General features: G+C 39.9%; 18 protein-coding genes, 1 pseudogene and 1 riboswitch. Of the genes and pseudogenes, 3 read left to right on the top strand and 16 right to left on the bottom strand.

Annotation, left to right across the window (positions count from 1 at the left end; genetic code table 11):
- Positions 1-97: 97 nt before the first annotated feature.
- Both CUU64_RS13805 and tagD read right to left on the bottom strand, forming a co-directional pair.
- A complete protein-coding gene (locus tag CUU64_RS13805; RefSeq protein WP_101634197.1) occupies positions 98-1,276 on the bottom strand; it encodes a CDP-glycerol glycerophosphotransferase family protein in 1,179 nt (392 codons plus the stop codon).
- A complete protein-coding gene (tagD, locus tag CUU64_RS13800; protein ID WP_101634196.1) occupies positions 1,269-1,667 on the bottom strand; it encodes a glycerol-3-phosphate cytidylyltransferase in 399 nt (132 codons plus the stop codon). Before tagD ends, CUU64_RS13805 begins: the two co-directional genes overlap by 8 nt.
- Before the next feature lie 320 nt (positions 1,668-1,987).
- On the opposite strand from tagD, the gene CUU64_RS13795 reads away from it, so the two are divergent.
- A complete protein-coding gene (locus CUU64_RS13795) occupies positions 1,988-4,108 on the top strand; it encodes a CDP-glycerol glycerophosphotransferase family protein (protein ID WP_101634195.1) in 2,121 nt (706 codons plus the stop codon).
- A gap of 111 nt (positions 4,109-4,219) precedes the next feature.
- Here the strand turns inward: CUU64_RS13795 and CUU64_RS23170 are convergent, their stop codons facing one another.
- Positions 4,220-5,005, bottom strand: coding sequence for a methyl-accepting chemotaxis protein (locus CUU64_RS23170; protein WP_374702722.1), 786 nt, complete (start codon positions 5,003-5,005; stop codon positions 4,220-4,222).
- A gap of 156 nt (positions 5,006-5,161) precedes the next feature.
- Positions 5,162-6,061, bottom strand: a pseudogene (locus CUU64_RS23165) (cache domain-containing protein); the annotation flags it as partial.
- A gap of 282 nt (positions 6,062-6,343) precedes the next feature.
- Positions 6,344-6,428, bottom strand: a riboswitch (cyclic di-GMP riboswitch).
- 154 nt (positions 6,429-6,582) lie between these two features.
- Between CUU64_RS23165 and CUU64_RS13785 the strand changes: the two are divergent.
- Positions 6,583-6,987, top strand: coding sequence for a hypothetical protein (locus CUU64_RS13785; protein ID WP_101634193.1), 405 nt, complete (start codon positions 6,583-6,585; stop codon positions 6,985-6,987).
- Between the two features lie 68 nt (positions 6,988-7,055).
- On the opposite strand, the gene crcB (CUU64_RS13780) is transcribed toward CUU64_RS13785, so the two are convergent.
- From crcB (CUU64_RS13780) to CUU64_RS13765, 4 genes are all read right to left on the bottom strand, one after another.
- On the bottom strand, positions 7,056-7,430 hold the full coding sequence (gene crcB, locus CUU64_RS13780; protein WP_101634192.1) for a fluoride efflux transporter CrcB: 375 nt from the start codon (positions 7,428-7,430) through the stop codon (positions 7,056-7,058).
- Positions 7,431-7,808, bottom strand: a complete 378-nt coding sequence (crcB, locus tag CUU64_RS13775; RefSeq protein ID WP_101634191.1) for a fluoride efflux transporter CrcB — start codon at positions 7,806-7,808, stop codon at positions 7,431-7,433.
- Between the two features lie 111 nt (positions 7,809-7,919).
- Positions 7,920-8,303, bottom strand: coding sequence for a DUF2680 domain-containing protein (locus CUU64_RS13770; RefSeq protein WP_101634190.1), 384 nt, complete (start codon positions 8,301-8,303; stop codon positions 7,920-7,922).
- A 33-nt stretch (positions 8,304-8,336) separates the two neighbouring features.
- A complete protein-coding gene (locus CUU64_RS13765; RefSeq protein WP_101634189.1) occupies positions 8,337-8,693 on the bottom strand; it encodes a PepSY domain-containing protein in 357 nt (118 codons plus the stop codon).
- Positions 8,694-9,068: 375 nt separating this feature from the next.
- Here CUU64_RS13765 and CUU64_RS13760 point away from each other — a divergent pair, with 375 nt between their 5' ends.
- Positions 9,069-10,376: a cation:proton antiporter gene (locus CUU64_RS13760; RefSeq protein ID WP_101634188.1), complete on the top strand. Its 1,308-nt coding sequence runs from the start codon at positions 9,069-9,071 to the stop codon at positions 10,374-10,376.
- 58 nt (positions 10,377-10,434) lie between these two features.
- Here the strand turns inward: CUU64_RS13760 and CUU64_RS13755 are convergent, their stop codons facing one another.
- The 8 genes from CUU64_RS13755 to scpC form a co-directional block, all read right to left on the bottom strand.
- Entirely contained in the window at positions 10,435-11,895 is a 1,461-nt protein-coding gene (locus CUU64_RS13755) for a glycosyltransferase family 2 protein (protein ID WP_257985524.1), read from the bottom strand.
- Between the two features lie 500 nt (positions 11,896-12,395).
- The gene (locus CUU64_RS13750) at positions 12,396-13,163 is read right to left on the bottom strand and encodes a WecB/TagA/CpsF family glycosyltransferase (RefSeq protein WP_101634187.1); all 768 of its coding nucleotides are present in this window, start codon (positions 13,161-13,163) and stop codon (positions 12,396-12,398) included.
- A gap of 257 nt (positions 13,164-13,420) precedes the next feature.
- Positions 13,421-14,356 carry an acetamidase/formamidase family protein gene (locus CUU64_RS13745; protein WP_101634186.1) on the bottom strand — a complete coding sequence of 312 codons (936 nt, stop codon included), beginning with the start codon at positions 14,354-14,356 and terminating at the stop codon, positions 13,421-13,423.
- A gap of 644 nt (positions 14,357-15,000) precedes the next feature.
- Positions 15,001-15,987, bottom strand: a complete 987-nt coding sequence (locus tag CUU64_RS13740) for an aldo/keto reductase (RefSeq protein WP_101634185.1) — start codon at positions 15,985-15,987, stop codon at positions 15,001-15,003.
- A 1-nt stretch (position 15,988) separates the two neighbouring features.
- Positions 15,989-16,768 carry an SDR family NAD(P)-dependent oxidoreductase gene (locus tag CUU64_RS13735; protein ID WP_101634184.1) on the bottom strand — a complete coding sequence of 260 codons (780 nt, stop codon included), beginning with the start codon at positions 16,766-16,768 and terminating at the stop codon, positions 15,989-15,991.
- 286 nt (positions 16,769-17,054) lie between these two features.
- A complete protein-coding gene (locus CUU64_RS13730; RefSeq protein ID WP_101634183.1) occupies positions 17,055-17,942 on the bottom strand; it encodes an SDR family NAD(P)-dependent oxidoreductase in 888 nt (295 codons plus the stop codon).
- A 427-nt stretch (positions 17,943-18,369) separates the two neighbouring features.
- Positions 18,370-19,410, bottom strand: coding sequence for a nicotinate-nucleotide--dimethylbenzimidazole phosphoribosyltransferase (gene cobT / locus CUU64_RS13720; protein WP_101634287.1), 1,041 nt, complete (start codon positions 19,408-19,410; stop codon positions 18,370-18,372).
- Positions 19,411-19,756: 346 nt separating this feature from the next.
- A complete protein-coding gene (scpC, locus tag CUU64_RS13715) occupies positions 19,757-21,277 on the bottom strand; it encodes a succinyl-CoA:acetate CoA-transferase ScpC (protein WP_101634182.1) in 1,521 nt (506 codons plus the stop codon).
- Positions 21,278-21,287: the final 10 nt, after the last annotated feature.

Here is a 21,287-nt window from a genome sequence, read left to right as displayed (position 1 = left end):
TCCCTCACACAAATAAGGATTTTATTACAGTCATTGCCCAAAAATAAACATTCTAAGCCATTTTTCAATTTAAAGGATTAAGCTTACCCTTATCCTTTTATCTCCGGACTTTTTCAGGAAACATATATTGAACCAAATGATAGCTTGAATAACCCTTAGAATATTTGTTCCATATTTCGGAAAAATCGTGGATCGCATGAAGATTGAACTCATTGGAAAGGATTGTTTCAATAATTGAATTCGTAGCTCTCGCAATGGGGCCTGGAAGATGATGTTCAAATTCCTCCACAACTCCACGGGAATGCTTATATTGCTCTAAATCATATATGAAAAAAATGATTGGTTTTTTCATAAGCGAATATTCAAATACGATGGATGAATAATCCGTAATTAAATAGTCGGCGGCAACAAGCAGTTCATTCATTTCATATTTTATGGAGGATACATCAACAACGAAATCCGAATATTGTTTAGAAAAAATAACTGTATTCTGGATGGCAGGATGCAAACGCAGAAGAAGAATATAATCATTGCCTAGCTTCTCAGCCATTGTTTGGAGATCAAGTTGGAGCGTAAATTGCTCAAGCTCGTTGTCCCGATATGTAGGTGCATACAAAATGACTTTTTTGGTTTTCCACATAGGATATTGAACAGCTAATGTATGCCTTGCCTTTTTTACCAGTTTTTCATTAAAAAAGAAATCTGTACGCGGGACACCGGTTCTTAAAATTTGTTGCGCGTTAAGGCTAAAGGATTTCATAAAAACAGCCGCCATGGCATCCGAGCCAACCACTACTTTGTGAAATCTACTATAAACCCGTGAAAAGCGCTTTCTTGCTTTTGGACTTCTATACTTGATCGATTCGTCTTCAAGTCCGAACTTCTTCCAGGCGCCTGATGCATGCCATAATTGAATACATTCAACCCCCTTTTTAAAATGGACAGCGGCAAGAAAGCCATAATAATTATCCACCATAATATAACGGGACGTTGCTAAGTGATAAATCGATTTCAACCAATGAAAGACAGTCAGTGTGTCAAAAGGAACGACTTCAATATGTGTATAGTCAATGAATAGGTCCATTCTATTTCTTTTACAAAGGACTGCCACTTCAACCTCGATGTTTTGCCGCCACATTTCTTCCAAAACATATTTGCTGTTATCACCAAAGCTAACAATAAAAGTTGTCTTATCCTTAAGTGGCAAGAGGTTAAAGAGAAAAAAAACAAGCCTAAAGACAAGCAGAAAAAGAAAAATGGCTAGCTCCCTAACCATTGTTCACTACATTCAAATCTTTTTTGATCTTTGAAGTAGAGATGCCAATCGTCCTTGGCAAGTAAATGACCTCACAATGGTCAGTTAGAAAATCAAAATGTCCTTCCCAATCATCCCCCATAACAAAAATATCAATATTATGTTTCATGACATCCTCTATTTTCTGGTTCCAGCTTCGTTCAGGAATGGCCTCATCAACAAAGCGGATCGATTCCAAAATCATCTTCCTATTTTCAAAGCTGTGATAGGCTTGTTTATTTTTCGATTTATTAAATTCATCAGTGGACAGGCCAACGACTAGGTAATCCCCTAATGCTTTTGCGCGCTTCAGTAAATTGATATGCCCAAAATGCAGTAAATCAAAGGTTCCGTATGTCAACACCTTTTTCATACGCGAGCCCTCCTCTTGATGGGAATTTTTCTTTAGTAATTATAGGAAAAAATTTCAATATTTATTCCGGAAATGTCAAAATTACGATCACTTAGGTTTCAGACCTTCACCGGTTTATTCATTGTATTACTATTTTGGAGCAGTAACTAACCTGGAGATTTATTGGGTTATCGTATTTGATAATGTATCCCGATGCTTTATTGCCTTACCGCATTGGGGGTCTGACCTCCTAAAACGCAAGCAGTAAGTGAAAATGTATATATTTATCCTACCGGTAAATAATAAAAGGTAGGATTTTTCTACGTTAGGGGACAAATATTTTGAGAAGAAGAACCCGTTTTATTAAAAATTGTCATTTGGATTCTATATATTTGGAGAATTCTTGCTTATACCTCCAGATCAAGTTTCCCAAACTGCACTTTGTATTTCAGAACGAACTGACTCTGCTATTTGTTGAACGATATACAACAAAAAAGAAACAGTATCCCTTAACCTTCGTTGATAACAAAAAACATAATCTTAAGGCAGCTTTAACAGAAGTAGATTTAGAGGAACTATTGATGAACGGAAAAGACTGGGATGTTTATGTGGCGTATGGAACCGACCATTCAACTGAAAGAATACGGATACACAGCGAACTTATGGATTTGGAGCTATTGTTCTTCCTAAAAAAAGGTAAAATGTTGGCACCCTTCACTACAAATCATGGAAACCTTTCATTCAAGTCACAATTAGCCCAACCTTTTGCCAAGGTAGAACATATAAATTTTATCAATAAAGGCACGATAGGCATAAAAGGTTATACCGTTCATCCTTTATTATCAGGGGAGACTGTTGATACAAAAGCAACCTTGGTATTTATGGAAAATGATGAGAAACATCTCATTAAAGTACCTTTATTAATCGTGGATAAGGGGTATGTAACAAGAGGATATAAAAGGGATAATAATGTCCTTCCAATCGCTTTTGAAGCCGTGATCCCAATAAAAGCCTTCCTGTCATATAAAAGTGAAGCAATCACATTTAAAGCACGGATTGAAATGTCCTATACCGTGGGCTATAAGAAAGTAACTGCCGAGACATCCCCCATAGTGCTTAAATCTCCTACTTTCAAGAAACAATCCCTGGTCAAGAAGGTCAATGGCGACAAAAAACGGGTAACCATAAGCAGAACCAAAAAAGCAAAACAATTACATATTAAGCTTTCAAGATATAATTTTAAAAATGAAATAAAAACAACAGTAAAAGGGAAATTTCTCTATATCAAAAGACACCCAGTTATAAAAAAACTTTATAAAAGAGTTTTTTATTCGATCGGAATGTTGCCTAAAAAGCAAAAAATAGTTGTTTTTGAAAGTTTCCTTGGCAAACAGTTTAGCGATAACCCACGTGCGATTTATGAGTATCTACAAGATCATCGTTATCCTTATAAATGTTACTGGAGCGTCGACAAAAAGCATCTTCATAATTTCAAGGACAAGAATCTAAAGTGCATCCGCCGTTTTTCTTTGAAGTGGCTATTGATCATGCCGCGTGCCCGTTTCTGGGTGACAAACAGCAGAATGCCCTTATGGCTGCCCAAACCAAAAAACACCATTTACCTTCAAACATGGCATGGCACCCCTCTAAAACGGCTGGCTGCGGATATGGAAGAAGTGCATATGCCCGGAACAACAGCTGAAAATTATAAGAAAAACTTCATTAAAGAAGCAAAAAATTGGGACTATTTAATTTCTCCAAATGCCTATTCATCCGAAATCTTTCGAAGGGCTTTTCAATTTGATAAAGAAGTGGTGGAAACCGGCTACCCGAGAAATGATTTCATTTGTAACCACAATGATCAGCAAACCATTGATAAGTTGAAACAAAATTATGGAATCCCTTTGGACAAAAAAGTAATTTTATATGCTCCAACATGGCGGGACAATCAATTTTATACAGTCGGAAAATACCGCTTTGATATAAATCTGGATCTTCATGTAATGAAGGAGAAATTGGAAAACGATTATATACTGCTCTGCCGGTTGCACTATTTGATTTCAGAATATCTTGATTTAACGCCTTTCCAGGGCTTTGCCTATGATTTCTCGAATCACGAAGACATCCGTGAATTGTATGTAATGTCAGATATCTTAATCACTGATTATTCGTCAGTATTCTTTGATTACGGCAACTTGAAACGGCCTATGATATTCTATGTATATGATATTGATCAATACCGGGACAATCTTCGTGGCTTTTATTTTAACTTTGAACAGGAAGCCCCTGGCCCTTTAGTAAAGACGACTGAAGAAGTCATTCAAACTGTAAAAAAGCTAGAAGCGGAAGGGTTTAAAAGACCCACAGAGTACGATGAGTTTTATAATAAATTTTGTTATTTAGAATGTGGAGATTCAACCCGTCAAATCGTTGAAAAAATTTTCCCTCTCAAACAAGCCTAGGATCCACTTCTGTTCACTTATTAGTATAAAAAGGGAAAAATCCCTTTATGGACTTTTCCCTTTTTAAATGGCTTAGTTATCTGCATTAATAAAGATTATTACAGGAAAACACTATATTTTAAATTGATTTACGGTTTCTTGAAGATCCGCTGCCAGTGTGCCCAGTTCATGAATGGATTGTGAAATTTCCTGAATGGCTGTTAACTGCAGTTCGGCATTGCCTGCAACCTGGCTTGTGCTTTCGGCGGTTTCACTTGCAATGTGCGAAACTTGCTCCACAGTGGCCGCAATTTCTTCCGAGCTTGCCGACATTTCTTGAGAGGTAGCCGCTACCTCCTGAATCTGGCTGGATACTTCCTGCACAGACTGCAGGATGTGCTGGAACGCTTTGCTAGCTGTATCTACCACCATCAGGCCGCTATTCGCTTCTTCCTCGCCTTTTTCCATTAAGGAAACGGCCTTCAATGTATCACTCTGGATGGTCGCCACCAGCTGTGCAATCTGATCGGCAGACCGTTTGGAATCCTCGGCAAGCTTCCGTACTTCATCGGCCACCACCGCGAAGCCGCGTCCATGTTCGCCTGCACGTGCGGCTTCAATCGCTGCATTTAAAGCAAGAAGGTTTGTCTGATCAGAAATTTGGGTAATCACTTCGATAAATTTCCCGATTTGTTCGGAATGATGCCCGAGAAGCCTCACGATGCCAACGCCTTGTTTAACGGAGTCACTAATGTTTTTCATTTGTGCTACCATTTCCTCAAGCACTTGATCTCCCTGTTCCGCATTTTTATGGGCAGCGACTGAAGATTCCGATACAGTACTAGAATTAAACGCAATACGCCCGATGCCTTCTGTTATTGTTTCCATGGACTTTCCTGCTTCTATGGAACTTGCCATCTGCGCCTTTGAGCCAATTGCCACTTGTGTGATAGCAGTTGTCACTTCCCTGGTAGTCTGGGCGGTCTGCTCTGAGCTCGCGGCTAGCTGCTGAGTTGATGCGGCCAAATGGTCTGAAGATTGGTTAATCTTTGAAACAAGCATCCGTACAGAATCAATCATCTTATTAAAGCTTGCGCCGAGTTTGCCAAGTTCATCATTGGTCTTGATTGCCACACGCTCTGTCAAATCCCCGCTGCTGACCTTTTCTGTTACCGAGACCATATTTTGAATCGGACGGACAATGGAACGGATCACAAGGTATACAAACAAACCGCCAATGACCACCATAATCCCAATCACTAGGATAGTAATATTGAAGATGGACGAGGAAGCTTGCGTGTATTCCAACTTATCCATAGTTCCTGCAACTTTCCATCCGGTCGTTTCATTCGTCAAGAAAACAAGCTGTTTAGACACGCCATTTATTTCGTAGGAGAATTTTCCTTGGCTCTTTCCAAACATCGGGCCTGCCACTTGTTTGACTAATGGTTTTCGGCTGTTATCCGTGGGATGGAACGCCATGTTGCCATCTGCATCCGCCACAAAAGGAAACCCTTTTTCCCCGATTTTCGCAGTGGAAATCGTTTTGTTGATGCTGTCGATATCTACATCAATCCCTACAACGCCACTGCCGTCTTCCAAGACGGAAGCCATGGTGATGACATGCTTGCCTGTGGAGGCGTCCGTATAGGGAGCCGTTACAATAGCCTGCCCCTTACGTTCCATGGCCTGTTTGTACCACTCTCTCTCTCTTGGATCAAAATCTTTTGGCAAATCCACCACCGGTTCGATGATGGTCTTGCCGTCAGTTGTCCCGACATAAACTGACAATACTTCCTTGCTGGATGATGTGAAATTCTGAAGCTGGTTTTGCAGCTCTTTATATTCCCGGTCTTTCAGCATTCCTGCATGTAGAGTCGATGCCAAAAAGTTCGACTGTTCCATCTTTGGCAGGATGGTTGCATCAATCAAGCTGTTCAATAATTCAATGTTTCCATTGGCGTTTGAAATCATTTGCTGCTCTATATTATTTTTCGCACTGTTATAGGACGAAAACCCTATAATTAGACTTGGCACAAGCAAGATAAATATAAACGAGAGAATCAGTTTGTTTCGTAGTGTTAATCTTTTAAGCATTTGGTCCTCCTGATGTCTGTTATATGTATGTTTTTTAAAAAAAGTAGAAACATAAACGTCAGCTTAATCTAATTCATTCTTATACAAACCACCTTATAAACGCGTATAAAAAGCCCGCTTCATTGAAAAAGCGGACTTTCATTCACCGTCACAACTTTCTTCGGCAACCAGGCAATCATGGCATCCCTGCTTTAGACCCTAGGCTTTGCGTCCCTATTTTTCAATAGGTTTGCTGTTATCGGAAAATAAAACGTAAGTATATATAACTATATATAGTCATAAGTTACTAGAAAAGTTGAATAATTTCAACATAATAATTGCCTTACTAAGATATTCGCCGTTTCTTATTTATGAAATCCTGCAAATACTATAATAAATGATGTAAACGAGGCGATTGAATGCTGGGCCAACATGTATTATCTGCCATTATCTTTTTCGTATGCATGTTATTAAGTTTAGTAGTGAACAGGACACTAACGAATATAAGGAAAAAAGAATACTTGAACTGGGGTCTTGGTATAGATGTACCTGTTTTTTATAGTTCAAAGTTCTCTGTTCACAACAACTGTGTGACTCTTGTAGGCTATCAGGAAGTTATGGATAAAAATGATATCGTTATGTACTCAATTATTAAAATGAAATGGTGGGGGCAAAAGACCATTTACAGTCAAATTCGAAATGAAGGGAATATAAATGGTTTTACCCATACGTTTTCAAACCTTCCTGACGGTCACGGGTATAGAATTGAAATATTTAGTTATTATAATTTCTCCAAGGGTAAGGTTAGAATCATAAAGCACTAATAAAAACAGTAGTGCTAATTTAACTAATACAGGTAGCTTAAGCATAGCTGAAAATATCTTTGGCTTCTCTATAGAATTTGGAACTGGATACCAAGCGAATAACCGAGAGCAGCAAATAAGCAGCCAACTATATAGCTACTCAAAAAATATAGTACATGAACAGTAAGACGTTTATTCATCTTTAACATCAATAATTCGTAATTGAATGTTGAAAATGTCGTAAACGCCCCTAAAAAGCCAGTGGCCCAAAATAGAACCTGACTAGGTGATAAGTAGGAACATCCTAACAGAAAACCTAATAAAAAAGATCCGCTTACGTTTATTAGGAATGTACCTAAAGGAAAGAAAAACAGATTGAGCCTGGAAAAGAAAACAGTAACAGCATAACGCGTAATCGCTCCAAAGAATCCGCCTGCGCCAACTAACAATAATTGGTAGAACATTTATTTCCCATCCTTTGCAATAGCGAGAGCAAACCCTACTCCGACTAACTTAATTCCCCCAATAGCACTCGCCAATATGTATGCTATTCCAGCTATGATTTTATTTTCAATAAAATAAAAAATAACCTCATTACTAAATGTTGAAAAAGTCGTATAGGATCCGATCACTCCCGTGCCAAATCCTAAAACTAACCAGTTCGGCATAGGAAATACCCTCGCAAACCCAAGGAAATACCCAAGTATAAAACAACCAGTCAGGTTAACAAATAAAGTACCGAAAGGGAAAAAATTATAAAAATGATTTGTCAATAAGTCAGAAACCAAAAATCGCAATATAGCTCCAACAATACCGCCAATCCCTACAGCCAAATAGCCCATTTGCATCCCATCATCTCAGTTTTTTTATTTCATTGTATGTCATGAAAGTCCAAAAAAGAATTAGATGAACGTATGGTTGTCCATCTAATAAAAAAACTATTATGGGATACATTAATCCTCATTATCGCTGTTATACCACTCTTCTTCCCATTCATCCGGTTCATGTTCCGAGCACCATCTATACTTTCTTGCATGGAAAGTATCTATATAATTACTCAGCATTTTATACCTTAATTGTTTTTGATCTTGAGATAAAGCACCTGCCCACGCATAAGTCTCGATTAAATCAATATAGTCCTTATAGATTCTATAGTAAATATAATCCAGTCTTTTAAGCTGAGCTGATGTAAATTTAATGTTTTTTGTACAGTTCATTTCTGGATCGTTTAATCCATCAGCAGGTTCCCGGTTTGTTTCTATTTCTTGTGCAGTACAAACATTCGTGAAAAGCAGCAAGCTGCATAATAGAAGAATACATATACGAATTTTTATCATGTCTTATCCTCTCATGCGCATGTACAAATATTTTTAGTCATCGTAACGATCATCGTCATCATGTCGATCATCATCATGACGATCATCATCATCTCCTTCTACATTTGTACCTTCCCTTTCCACCTCTAGCACTTTACCAGTTTCTTTATCAATTTCCACTTCATACATTCCTTTACTTGATTGCACGATAACCTCGTATTTTGTAACTCCGTCATCGACTTCTGTCTCTACATTTACGATTTTTCCTTTTACATTTTGAAGGGCGATATCTTTGGCTTTTTCTATGCTAATGCCTTCAGTAGCATAGACAAGCCCGGGCTGGAACCCTAAATGAGATACAACAACAAAACCAATTAAGCTACTCACTACGCAAAGAATCTTTTTCACCATTTGTTTACTCCTTTATGATTGATTTCGCTTTTAATATGTACTCTCCAAATGAAATTATTCATTATACCCCCATAATGTCAAAACCGTTAGCGGATTTTATCAGTCCCTGCATTGAACGGCCTGTTTTCCGATTGATACGCAATTAGTTTTGAATATGAGGGATATACCCAATCCTGTTTACTTTGCCTGCATATAATGTTTTCAAAAGAGTATTCCAGTACTCCTTTATTCCCTAGGTTAGGTCTATATTAAAAAAACTCAGGATTATCGTGCCCTTTATATTTAAATCCCTAAAATAACAAACTGGTTAGGTACCATTTTCTAATTTAGTTTGTATGTGAATTTCATAATGTTCTACTTCGGAGGGGGTTTTTTATGTTTAGCTTAACCAGTGCAGAAATCAGTCATTTTTTGTTTGCAATGGGTTGCCTATTGGCATCCGCCCACTTTTTAGGATTTATAGCCGAACGGTTATTTATCCCTCGAGTAATAGGGGAAGTAGCGGCAGGCCTAGTTCTTGGTCCAACATTATTGGGGCATTTCTTCCCGGAAGCATTCAATTGGATGTTTTTGGGGTTTCAAACAGAAGATAAGCTATTTGGGCTAATCTATCAATTTGGTTTGCTCATGCTAATGTTCAATTCAGGACTTAAGTTTCAGACCAATTTTAATAAAGAGGATGTTAAGCTAATATCCGCATTAGTTGTGGGTGCCACCATCCCCGCATTTATTATTGGGTGGCTCGCTGCTGACATGTTTACTATTACTCCTTATCTTGGAAGCGCTAATAATCCTCTGGCATTCAAAATTGTGATTGCAATTTCTATAGCAGTAACATCAATTCCAGTAATATCCAAAATATTCCATGACTTAGGAATTATGGACACACGGTTTTCCAAGATTGTGATTGCATGTGCTGGGATCCATGACATTATATTATGGATTGCGCTAGGTTTCGCAACAGCTCTTGTTAGCAACGCAAGTCTATTTACAGCTGAAACAGCATTAAAAAGCATCGGAATGACCTTAGGATTTATTATAGGAACGTTAACAATTGGATATATATTATTAAACCATCTCACGTTCATTAAACAGAATTTGTTATTTAGGGCCTCAAACCTGGGATATTTCTTGTTTATCATGTTTATGCTGGCAGCTATTGCGGGGAGATTACATGTAGAAATCATATTTGGTGCTTTACTTGCAGGCATCATCACCAAGCTTTCACTGCCCACTGACGTCTCGGCCAGTATTGAACGAGGTATTTCAAATATTTCCTTTTCCTGGTTCATTCCGCTTTATTTTGCTATTGTAGGATTACAACTTGATCTAGTCAAAAATTTCAATCCCATCTTCTTTATTGGGTATTTATTGTTTGCAACCCTGACGCAAACAGTGGCTGTATACTTAACTTCCCGTTTTCTTAAGCAAGATCGGTTAACTAGTTTAAATTTAGGGTTAGCCATAAATGATCGTGGCGGTCCTGGGATTGTACTTTCTTCTGTTGCCTTTACTTCAGGCATTATTAATCAGGAATTCTTTGCAGTTCTCGTGTTGTTGGCCTTAATCACTTCCTGGATCCCAGGAACATGGCTTCGGTTTGTGATGACAAAAGGGTGGACATTAATGCCCGGAGACGAATCGATCATAACGAAACTTCCAGAGAAAAATGAAAAAACATAGGGGTCAGTCCCCCACTGGTTTAAAGCTTTAATGCAGTGGGGACCGACCCCTAGAAAACCTACTTTACTTTTAGGCCTACGTTCGAATGAATGGTTGTATAAAAGATAAAATCACGGTTTTGATATTGGATTTGATTTTCATTGATTTTTCTAATATTAATTTTTTGGTAGTCGTTATAGCGAAGGAACATAGCATACCCCGCTGATGGAAGTTGATTCAATAGGTTGATGTCCACTTCCAGCCGTCCATTGCCTTTGTGTACATGAACGGGAATCGAATACTCGAGAGTTACATTTTCCCGGTCCCTGATAATAACATCGGTTATCCGATCGACATAATCCCCATACACCATGAAATCAAGAACATATTTATTATCATAAAAGTGGTCGGCTTTAAAAATCGCGAGCATGGATACCCGGATGTTCCGGTATTTCTCTTCTAGGAACGGGGCTACATAATAAGGGAGATTGTCTTTAATTAAGACATTTTTCACTTTTTCTTTTTTGTCCCACTCAAACAGCTTTTCAAGCTGCTTAGTCTTCCCTTCTTTAAAGAGCTCGTACGCCACTTTATTGACTGGATTAAAAAAATTATCCGATATTTCGTACCGTAAACTTGTCGTTGTTTTCAGTATCTCGTTAAATTTATTATAATAAAGCGCCTTCAATTTCGTTTTTTGAAAATGCCCTGTGTTAAACAGACGCGTAATGGAATCGAACTCATATAATCGATTCAGGATCATTTTTTCTTTCTCTGGTTCTAAATTTTTATTAATAATATGATGGATCACTTCTATATTACTATCTGTTTTTTGCATGATATTCGTTTGTTTTGTTAGGGAAGCATTATTATCATCAAACCGGTTTAAATAATAAATAGGCGCTTGCGTTGTGGAGATTGTTTTGCAATGAATTAAAACATCCATGAAAAATTGTTTATCCTCTGCAAACTTCATTTCCGGAAACAATATTCCATTATCTTTAATAACACTCGCTCTCACCATTCTTGCACGTGGCCCTAGGTGTTGAAATATATGAGGAATCGAATAGGGGGAAACATTTCTGCGTTCTTTACAGGATTCATGCTCCCCTACAATTTTCGAACCCTCCGATTTGAGCTGTATTGTTTTCCCAACAACATAGTCATCACCTGTTTCCTCTAAAATCGTATACAGGATTTCCAAACCATTCGGTTCCAGCCAATCATCGGCATCCAGAAAGCTTATATATTTTGAGGTAGATAATTGAATCCCAAGGTTGCGTGGATGGCCGGGTGTTCCGGTGTTTCGATCCAAGAAGACAGCTATAATGTTTTCATATTTGGAAGAGTACTCTATTAAAATATCCCTTGATAAGTCAGTCGAACAATCATCAACCAAGAGATACTCTATATTGTCAAATCCTATTGTTTGGTTAATAACAGAATCAATCGTTTTCTTTAAATACTTTTCCGCATTATAAACTGGTGTCACCACGGTTATTTTGGTTTGAACTGTTCTGTTTTCGAGTTTATTATCCACAACATAATATCCGTCTGCGTTATAGTGAAATTTTCGATTTTTATTAAACTTTATTGTTTTAAAAATCCATGATACATGAACCAACAGACTTCCCAACCTTCTTTAATTTTTGAACTGTTAAATCACTATAAGAATGTTCCTACCTTGGACAGGAGAATTCACCCGCACTTGTCGCCTATGAATCGGGAGAAACCTTCCAACTTTAACACATGAATGAGCCAAAATTAGTGATCAAAATTCAAACTTAACTTACTATTTGGTTGCTACTATTTATCGACATATATCTGTTATTTTATTCAAACATCGGGACATAAAGGCATTCCTTTTATTTGATTGTATAACGATAAAGGGGCTGTTCCTCAGTCAGTTCAACTAACTTATAGAAACAACCCGATATGTAATTTCAAAATTGTACAACTTTTAGGAATCGGATGGGTATGCTAAGCTATTCAGCTTCCTAATTACATCCTTGTGCAGAGTGTCTAAGAAAGGCAAATCACTCATTTCATCGACTTCACTTCAACCTCCGCACTACCTCGTGTCAGTCTCTCTATAAGCACTTGATACGCAAAAACAGGAAGCATCAATTGCCTTTTGATCCTCCTCGGTTCACATACTAAACGGTAAAACCATTCTAATCCTAATTTACGGAAGGTCGCCGGGGCCCTGTTAATACGGCCGGATAAAATATCGAGGCTGCCACCGACACCAATCATGACAGTTGCACCAAGTTCATGTCTAAACCTATGGATAAATTCCTCTTGCTTCGGACTGCCAACACCTACTAATAGAAGGTCAGGTTTCTCACGAGAAATAAGTTTTACAATAAAGCGTTCCTCCTCGGAATCCTTTTCGAAAAACCCATGATGGGTTCCCATGACCTGAACTTGCTGATATTGTTCCGCTAATTTCTCGCCAGCTGCTTCCACAACATCACTCGTGCTACCAAGTAAAAACAATTTAGTAGGCGCGCCAATACTCTCCCGATGCTGCAGTAAAGAATGCAGAAAATCGTAGCCTGCAACCCGCTCTTTCAACGGATTTCCTAATATTTTGGACGCATAGACAATTCCAATTCCATCCGGTGTGATCATATCAGCAGAAGAGATTAATTGATGAAAAGCAGCATCTCTTTTAGCCTGCATAACGATTTCCGGGTTCGCCGTTACAATGAACGTAGGAAGAAAATTCTCCATTCTCTCATGTGTCCAACTGACCGCTTCATTCATATTATTTTCCGCAAACGGGACAGATAAAATTTTAAGCACCAAAAACCCACCCTTTGACCGAATTTTGCATGTATGGCGTATAGTATTCTCAAAATATCAGCAAAATATGTATTCAAAGGGTGCAGAAATAAAAAAGGAGGCATTCCCACGGGAAAACCTCCATGATGTATATATTATTCAATGGTCTTTACAATTCAGCAGCGTAAAGGCTCTGCCAGTCACTCCCCGAATTTGTTGAAATATCTCACCTGCCTACATGATGAGGAGAGTTTGTATGTTTTTAGACGGATTCGTTCTTACGATTTAAAAATTGCAAGTGGCAGGACTGCGCTGACTACATACTGCCCAGCATCGACTATTTCGGATATTTTAAGATCTACACACAAGCTGGATAGCAAGTAGGCATCAACCTTTTTCATACTATAAGTTTCAGCAATATAATCTACCATTGCGCGAAGAGCGTCCTGGGATGCCTGAAGAAGGTCAGCTCCAACCCCTGTTGTCCCATAAAAGCCTGCTGTATTCACTTTTGGTGTCAATGGTCCCCTTGTTTGGAATTGTGGAGCCGGGATTGTTTTCCCTTTAATTAAAGTGAATCTTAAACTGGAATACATCGGGCATTCTAACGCAGAGACACAAACCTCGCCATCACCTTGAGCAGCATGGCCATCTCCACAGCTAAAAAGAGCACCGACTTCTTGGACAGGAAGATACAACGTTGTGCCAATCGTTAGCTGGCGGGTATCCAAATTGCCGCCAAAGGTTCCAGGGGGCATAATCGACACACCTTCCGCATCTTTTGGACAGACACCCATCGTACCCAAAAACGGCTCAATTGGCACTTTAATATCTTCTCTAAAATGAATATACTCCCCATCTGATAAATCAAATGTACGCAGATACGCATCTGGAAACTCCTCGGCTAATAATCCAAGCCCAGGCAGAACCGCAGTCCAGCCCCAGCCCTTTGCTTTTAAATCCAAGATTTCCACTGCCAATGTGTCACCGGGTTCCGCTCCCTCGACATACACGGGTCCTGCCAATGGATAAACACGATCCCAGTCAAGCTCAGCAATTGCATCAGTTGATGATTCAAGATTAAATTGCCCATCAGTTACTTCTCGTGTTTCAAAAATAACTGTATCGCCGCTATTTATTGTTAATACAGGTTTACGCTTTGCATCCCAGCTAAAATGTACAACATCATTTGGAAAGTAATGAGTTTTTGGCATAAAATTGAACTCCCTTATTTAATATCTATTTATTACTGTATTAACACACTATTATATCTAATGTTAAAATTCAAATAATTTTACCTTCCAGTACTTCCGAATTTTGTAGAACATTTTTAGTATTGTGCTTTTAAGACTTTCAAACCTGCCATCCTGTTCCCCAAAAACGTTTTCGAATTACCCTAGTCCCTTGTAAGAGGGTATGCTTTTAAAATCGTTGAAATCACTTGATGGCACTGCTATCTTATCGCACTCTATGTAAAAATTTCCTTGCCATGGGGCTCAGTACCTGACAGCTGTTAAGCACATTTATACTTATTCAGGCTAGGTTCACTAACTAGTTAAGAACGGCTTGCTGGCCACACCCCATAGAAAAAGCTCCCAATGGAAACAGATGATTACTTCAGCTGTTTCCTTTTGGAAGCATTATTCCAATAGGCCGGTTTCCATTTATTTGTGAAATATTTACAAATACCAAACGAATCATCAGAGATTGTAACCACTTGGTGACGAGAGTTTTGCGTTGAAATGAACCGCAATAATTTTATTTGGTTACTAAATCAAACATTTTGTTCCATTAAAGGTCCTGCTCTGATTGTTAAAGTTATTCGTAAACAAACCTGAGAAATTCCCGGTACCAACGGTTATAAATTTACACCCTTCATTCCGGCCTCAGGGTATCGCGTGCCGGCTGCTGCCCCTTGGGGTGCTGCTTCATTAATCCGTGCAAGGTCTTCCCCAGTTAATTTTAGGTCTAGAGCGCGGACATTCTCTTCCAAGTATTTTCTCCTTTTTGTTCCTGGGATTGGAACGATATCATCCCCCTGCGCAAGGAGCCAAGCTAACGCCAGTTGTGATGGCTGACAGCCTTTTTCATTTGCAATTTCCTTGATTTTATCGACTAATTGGATATTCTTTTCAAAGTTTTCGCCCTGAAATCTTGGTGAAAATCTACGGTAGTCATCTTCCGCTAGGTCTTCAAACTTCTGAATCTGTCCGGTTAAGAAACCTCTTCCTAAAGGGCTATACGGTACAAAACCGATTCCTAATTCCCTGATAGCTGGTAAAATTTCGTCCTCCACTTCCCGGCTCCAAAGTGAATATTCCGTTTGAAGCACTGAAATCGGATGGATACCATGAGCTTTTCTAATCGTTTCAGCAGAAGCTTCAGACAGCCCTAAATATTTAACCTTTCCCGCAGATACCAGTTCTGCCATCGCACCTACCGTTTCCTCAATCGGTGTATCCGGATCCACTCGATGCTGGTAATACAAATCAATATAATCGACGCCTAAGCGGCGTAAACTATCATCACAGGCTTTCTTAACATATTCAGGCCGCCCGTTGACGCCTAAAAAAGCACCATCCTCGCCCCGGACGTTTCCAAATTTCGTCGCAACAACAACGCGGTCACGGCGGTCCTTTATCGCCCTGCCAACCAGTTCTTCATTTTTTCCGACACCATACATGTCAGCTGTATCAAGAAAATTGACACCAAGCTCGAGTGCATAATGAATCGTTTTAATCGACTCATCATCATCGCGGCCTGCATAGAAATCAGACATACCCATGCATCCTAATCCAAGCGCAGAAACCTCTAACCCTTGTGAACCCAGCTTTCTTTTTTCCATTTTATCTTCCCCTTTCTGTCTTCCATTTCTCGAATTCCACTGCTACAATTCGTTCCCCGGTAAGCCCATCGGATTCTGCTGAAGCGAGGTACACAACCGGTTCTGCCATCACTTCTGGGTCAAGCAGATTGACTTTTCCCTCCAGCTGCTCCCTTACTTCTTCGGGTATCATCCCTGTTACAGTTGCTCCTCCAGGAAGCAGCATGTTAACGGTTACACCATATTCCTTCAAATCCTCAGCCATGATAAACGAGAGAGACTCCGTTGCGGCACGTGATGGACCATACGGGACAAAGCCTTTTCTTTTCATTGTTTCATAATTCATGGAGATATTTATGATTTTTCCGCTTCCTTGCTGTACCATTAGAGGCGCAAAAGTGCGTGATACCAAAAAATATCCTGTCACATTCGTATCCATCAAATCACGAAAACCTTCCGGTGATACTTGAAAAAACGGCTGCGGTTCGGTCAAAAAATTCGGATTGACCGTTTTCATGCCAATCCCGGCATTATTCACGAGAACATCAATTCTTCCCCATTCCCTTTTAACCCATTCTGCTGCTTCTTTAATGGATTGCTCGGATCGGACATCCATCCCCAGTTCGACAGCGTCAAATCCCATTTCCCTCAACTGCTGAACGGCCTTTGTTAACTTAGCACCCGAGCGTGAAGCCAAGGCAACCGTTGCACCTTGCATAAGGAGCGCTTTTGCCATCGCTAGACCTAACCCGCTTGAAGCACCTGTAACAATTATGAACTGATTCGTTAATGTACCATTCATGTATATTCCTCCATCTAGCTGACATACATCTTATACCCTAATATCATCAAGGAATCCCCTTTTTTACTCACTAGAATAGTTTGCTGTTTACCCAACTAGCGTATTCCAGTTTCATCATGAGATTTCAAATTGATAAATTGCACTTCAACTCTAATCCAATGTGAAAGATCGATATTATTAACTAAGACAGCAAAGGAACCTTAGATGGATATTGAATATCAGGGATAAAAAATAGACACCGGTAACACAAATGCAACGGTGCCTAAATTTGTTAAGTAAAACAATATTATTGACTCGCTACAGAGCCCCCGTCTACACGAAGGTTCACTCCATTAATAAAGCCAGCCTTGCCAGAGGCCAGGAATAAAACAGCTGATGCGACCTCTTCCACTGTCCCCGGCCGTTTCACTTCCACGTGTGGCCGGTTTTCCTTTAGAAACTGCTGTGTAGCTTCTTCATACGTGATGTTTTGCTTTTCAGCATTATCTTTTAACAGCTTCTCCAGCATCGGCGTCATAATAAAGGCAGGAGAAACGGTATTAACGAGAATCCCCTGATCGGCATATGCTTTTGACAAGCTCTTGGTAAAGTTGATCAGCGCTGCCTTTGAAGCGTTATAATGCGGCATGAATGGGTCTGGCTGCACTCCGGATTCAGAGGAGATATTAATGATCCGTCCAAATTCGGCTTTTTTCATATACGGAATAACAGCCTTTGTAACACGTACGGTACCAAAAAGATTGATATCAAAAAGACGCTGCCAGTCCTCAATCTCAAGTGCTTCAAAATCATCAAATCCACTTGCCACCCCTGCATTGTTTACAAGAATATCAATAGTATTGTATTGACGTATCGCCTCAGAAATAAGATGATCTACATCCTCCTGCTTCGATAAATCGGCCCGGACAGCAAGAACCTTTCCGCCGTTTTCCTCTATTTCTTTCTTCGCTTCATCCAATGCCTCTTGACCGCGTCCACATATAATAACATTTGCACCTTCTTTAGCAAACGCCAAGGCAATAGCCTTCCCAATCCCCTTACTTCCTCCTGTAACAAGTGCCGTCTTATTTTCCAGTTCGAGTTTCATTTGATTGATCAGCCCTTTCCATCTTCTATATATAGGGGACATTGTAAGTTCCATTATGTGGGAACCATATTCCAGTCCTATATTCATTTAGGCATATTCTTCAATTGGAATCAAATGATAGAATTTAGTTTTTGCAATGATGCAGAAGCACATCAAAAGGTGCGGTATACTACTATAATCCTTAACATGCTACAAGCGATTGGATATTCACACGTTCAACGATAAAAAGAATTGGAAATCATTTATTCGCTTCATAAGGAATTCAGTCCAAAAACTGTTCAAGGCACGGGCCAGTTTTGGTTTTTTCTTCTACAACTAAGAACAAGAGCCTCTCCTGACAGACTAATGAAAATTAAGCTTTGCCTTGTTCTCTGTATATTGAGCCATCCTTCCTTACTAACCCGTCGATAGAAAAGACAGCGACATTTCAAACACGTCATTCACAGCTAGTTTAATTTACCCCTCTCACCGGTGCCTCATATACTAGTTAGTTCTTAGCATTAGACCATTTCCTTTACATTTTCTCTATACCAGAAACGCCTGCAGATGTAAAAGTAGCCATTTCCCTCAGCATTAAAGATGCTGATTGTATTATTGGGAAAGCCACAGCTCCCCCGCTAGCTTCCCCTAATCGAAGGCCCAGATCAAGAATCGGCTCCTTACCCAGCATCCGGATTGCTATCTCATGTCCCGGTTCAGTTGAACGGTGTGAAATAAACATATAGTCAATTGTTGTACTGCAAATTTCTTTTGCAGCAAGTGCGGAAACTGTACAAATGAACCCATCAACAAGAACCGGGATTCGATGCTTCGCCCCTGCTAGCATCGCACCTGTTATCGCTGCAATTTCCAGTCCGCCGATCTTAGACAATATATCAATAGGATCGTTTTGATCCGGTTTTCGAGTTTCTAGTGCACGCTGAATAACCATTTGTTTATGGGCAATAGTTTTGCTGCCGATTCCTGTTCCAGGCCCTACTAATGCGTCGAGGCTTTTACCGCTTAAAACAGCCAATATCGCACTGCTTGCAGTTGTGTTCCCTATCCCCATTTCCCCAAGTATCAAGCATCTGATGCCTTTCTTAATCATGTTTTCAGCTCGTTCGTATCCAACTTGGATTGCTTTTTCCGTTTCTTCTCTGCTCATGGCATCCTGCCTGCAAAAGTTTGCTGTTCCATATCGAACTTTACACATCTCAACACCATCGAACTGCAGATCCTGTGCGACTCCTACATCCACAACTTCAAACAAGGCGCCAATCTGTCTGCTAAACACATTTATCGCAGCACCACCGCCGACAAAGTTATGCACCATTTGTGCCGTTACCTCTTGCGGATAAGCGGAGATGCCCTCTTCCACGACACCATGGTCTGCAGCAAATACAATCACCCCAGGAGGTGTGACAACAGGAAATTCATCGGATGTGATTTCTGCCAACTTTATCGCAATTTCCTCTAGTCTACCCAAACTCCCCACCGGCTTCGTTAACGTATCAATATATTCTTTCACCTTTCGTCCTGTCTCTTTATCAATAGCAGGAATTTGTCCGGTCATTGTTTTCATTTTTAACTCCCTTTCTTACAATCTGCCATTGAATGCAGTTTTATAAATTGAATTCTGGCTAGTGACTCTATGAACCTCCTAATATGAGCAATAGCGCAACCATCGATGACAATATCATTCCTAAATCTACTGTAGTCCCTATCGAAAGTGAATCTTCTTATGGATATTAATCATTAACGAGGAGGAGTTGCACTTAGCGAAAAAATACTGTGGGATTCCCGACTGCACAATAGAGCCTTTGTAGAACTAAAAATTCTACTTCTGCAGGTTTAGGAGCTATCCTTAAAATAAAAAAGAAAGGTTTCCACCTGGGAAAACCTCCTTTTATTTTTTTAGATTAAATAGTTTCTGCAAAAGCAGCAGATTCAAGCATGGTTCCGTTTTGTGCAAAATTCGTGTGCCAGGAAAAAGCTTTTTCCAATACATGAGGAGTTTGTCCGCCTCTTGTGAGGGCTTCCTGATAATATTCCCAAAGCTGTTTACGATACATCGGATGGGCACAGCGTTCGATGATCAATTCAACGCGCTGTCTTGGTGCCAATCCCCGCAAGTCTGCATATCCCTGCTCTGTGACAATCACATCTACATCATGTTCTGTATGGTCCACATGGGAAACAAAAGGAACAATGCTGGATATTTTTCCATCCTTTGCAATTGATTTTGTCACAAAAATGGCGAGACGGGCATTCCGGGCAAAATCGCCAGATCCACCGATTCCGTTCATCATTTTCGTACCAAGTACATGGGTTGAATTAACATTGCCGTAGATATCCAATTCCAATGCCGTGTTAATGGAAATCAATCCGAGGCGGCGGATGATTTCAGGATGGTTGGAAATTTCCTGCGGTCTCATAATTAAACGATCACGATATTTTCCAAAATTCGAGAACACGTCATTCATCTTTGATTCCGAAAGAGTAATAGAACAACAAGAAGCAAAACGAACCTTTCCTGCATCCATTAAATCAAAAACTGCGTCCTGCAATACTTCCGAATATACTTCTAAATCCTCAAACTCGGAATCTAACATCCCATGCAAAACAGCATTTGCAACGGAACCGATTCCTGATTGAAGCGGCGCAAGCCGTTCAGTCAAGCGGCCAGCATCTATTTCCTTCCGCAGGAATTCAATCAAATGCTGTGCCATGATCACTGTTTCCTCATCCGGTGCTACGATAGTCGATGGAGAATCCGCCTGGTTTGTAAACACGATTCCTTTAATCTTATTAATATCAATTGGTATTCCAGCCGTGCCAATTCGATCATCCGCCTGCTTTAGGGGAATCGGATCCCTTTCTCCTTGTTTTCCTGGTTCATACAAATCGTGCAAACCTTCTAATTCCGTGGTCTGGGCCATGTTAATTTCAATAATGATGGATTTCGCGTTCAGAGCAAAGGATAGCGAGTTCCCGATCGACGTAGTAGGGATAACCATTCCATCTTCATTTAATGCAACCGCTTCCAATATTGCAATATCGACAGGGTCCATAACATTTCCACGCACTAATTCTGCAGTATGGGACAAATGCTGGTCCACGAATAAAAAGTCCCCCTGGTTGATTCCCTTCCGCATCGTAGGATCTGCCTGAAAAGGAAGTCTCTTGCCAAGGATGCCGGCTTCCGCAAACATTTTATCAACATCAGAACCTAAAGAGGCTCCTGTAAATACGTTTACTTTAAATGATTCATTTTCGGCGCGTTTCACCAAAGCGAATGGCACCGCTTTGACATCACCTGCACGTGTAAAGCCACTCAATCCCAAAGTCATGCCATCTTCAATCCAGGACGCAGCTTCTTCAGCTGTTACTACACGATTCCGCAGATGAGGATTTCTAATCCGTTCACTAAAGTTCTCCATTTAGCCATCC

The organism is Bacillus sp. V5-8f (assembly GCF_002863565.1).
Lineage (GTDB): Bacteria > Bacillota > Bacilli > Bacillales > DSM-1321 > Peribacillus.
The sequence above is the reverse complement of the archived record's forward strand: the minus strand, read 5'-3'. Positions and strand labels throughout refer to the sequence as shown.

Coding starts and splice junctions, on each gene's coding strand:
- CUU64_RS13805 (WP_101634197.1), bottom strand. CDS start 1,276: ATGGTTAGGGAGCTAGCCATTTTTCTTTTTCTGCTTGTCTTTAGGCTT.
- tagD (WP_101634196.1), bottom strand. CDS start 1,667: ATGAAAAAGGTGTTGACATACGGAACCTTTGATTTACTGCATTTTGGG.
- CUU64_RS23170 (WP_374702722.1), bottom strand. CDS start 5,005: ATGGCAAGTTCCATAGAAGCAGGAAAGTCCATGGAAACAATAACAGAA.
- CUU64_RS13785 (WP_101634193.1), top strand. CDS start 6,583: ATGCTGGGCCAACATGTATTATCTGCCATTATCTTTTTCGTATGCATG.
- crcB (WP_101634192.1), bottom strand. CDS start 7,430: ATGTTCTACCAATTATTGTTAGTTGGCGCAGGCGGATTCTTTGGAGCG.
- crcB (WP_101634191.1), bottom strand. CDS start 7,808: ATGGGCTATTTGGCTGTAGGGATTGGCGGTATTGTTGGAGCTATATTG.
- CUU64_RS13770 (WP_101634190.1), bottom strand. CDS start 8,303: ATGATAAAAATTCGTATATGTATTCTTCTATTATGCAGCTTGCTGCTT.
- CUU64_RS13765 (WP_101634189.1), bottom strand. CDS start 8,693: ATGGTGAAAAAGATTCTTTGCGTAGTGAGTAGCTTAATTGGTTTTGTT.
- CUU64_RS13760 (WP_101634188.1), top strand. CDS start 9,069: ATGTTTAGCTTAACCAGTGCAGAAATCAGTCATTTTTTGTTTGCAATG.
- CUU64_RS13745 (WP_101634186.1), bottom strand. CDS start 14,356: ATGCCAAAAACTCATTACTTTCCAAATGATGTTGTACATTTTAGCTGG.
- CUU64_RS13740 (WP_101634185.1), bottom strand. CDS start 15,987: ATGGAAAAAAGAAAGCTGGGTTCACAAGGGTTAGAGGTTTCTGCGCTT.
- CUU64_RS13735 (WP_101634184.1), bottom strand. CDS start 16,768: ATGAATGGTACATTAACGAATCAGTTCATAATTGTTACAGGTGCTTCA.
- CUU64_RS13730 (WP_101634183.1), bottom strand. CDS start 17,942: ATGAATATAGGACTGGAATATGGTTCCCACATAATGGAACTTACAATG.
- cobT (WP_101634287.1), bottom strand. CDS start 19,410: ATGACCGGACAAATTCCTGCTATTGATAAAGAGACAGGACGAAAGGTG.
- scpC (WP_101634182.1), bottom strand. CDS start 21,277: ATGGAGAACTTTAGTGAACGGATTAGAAATCCTCATCTGCGGAATCGT.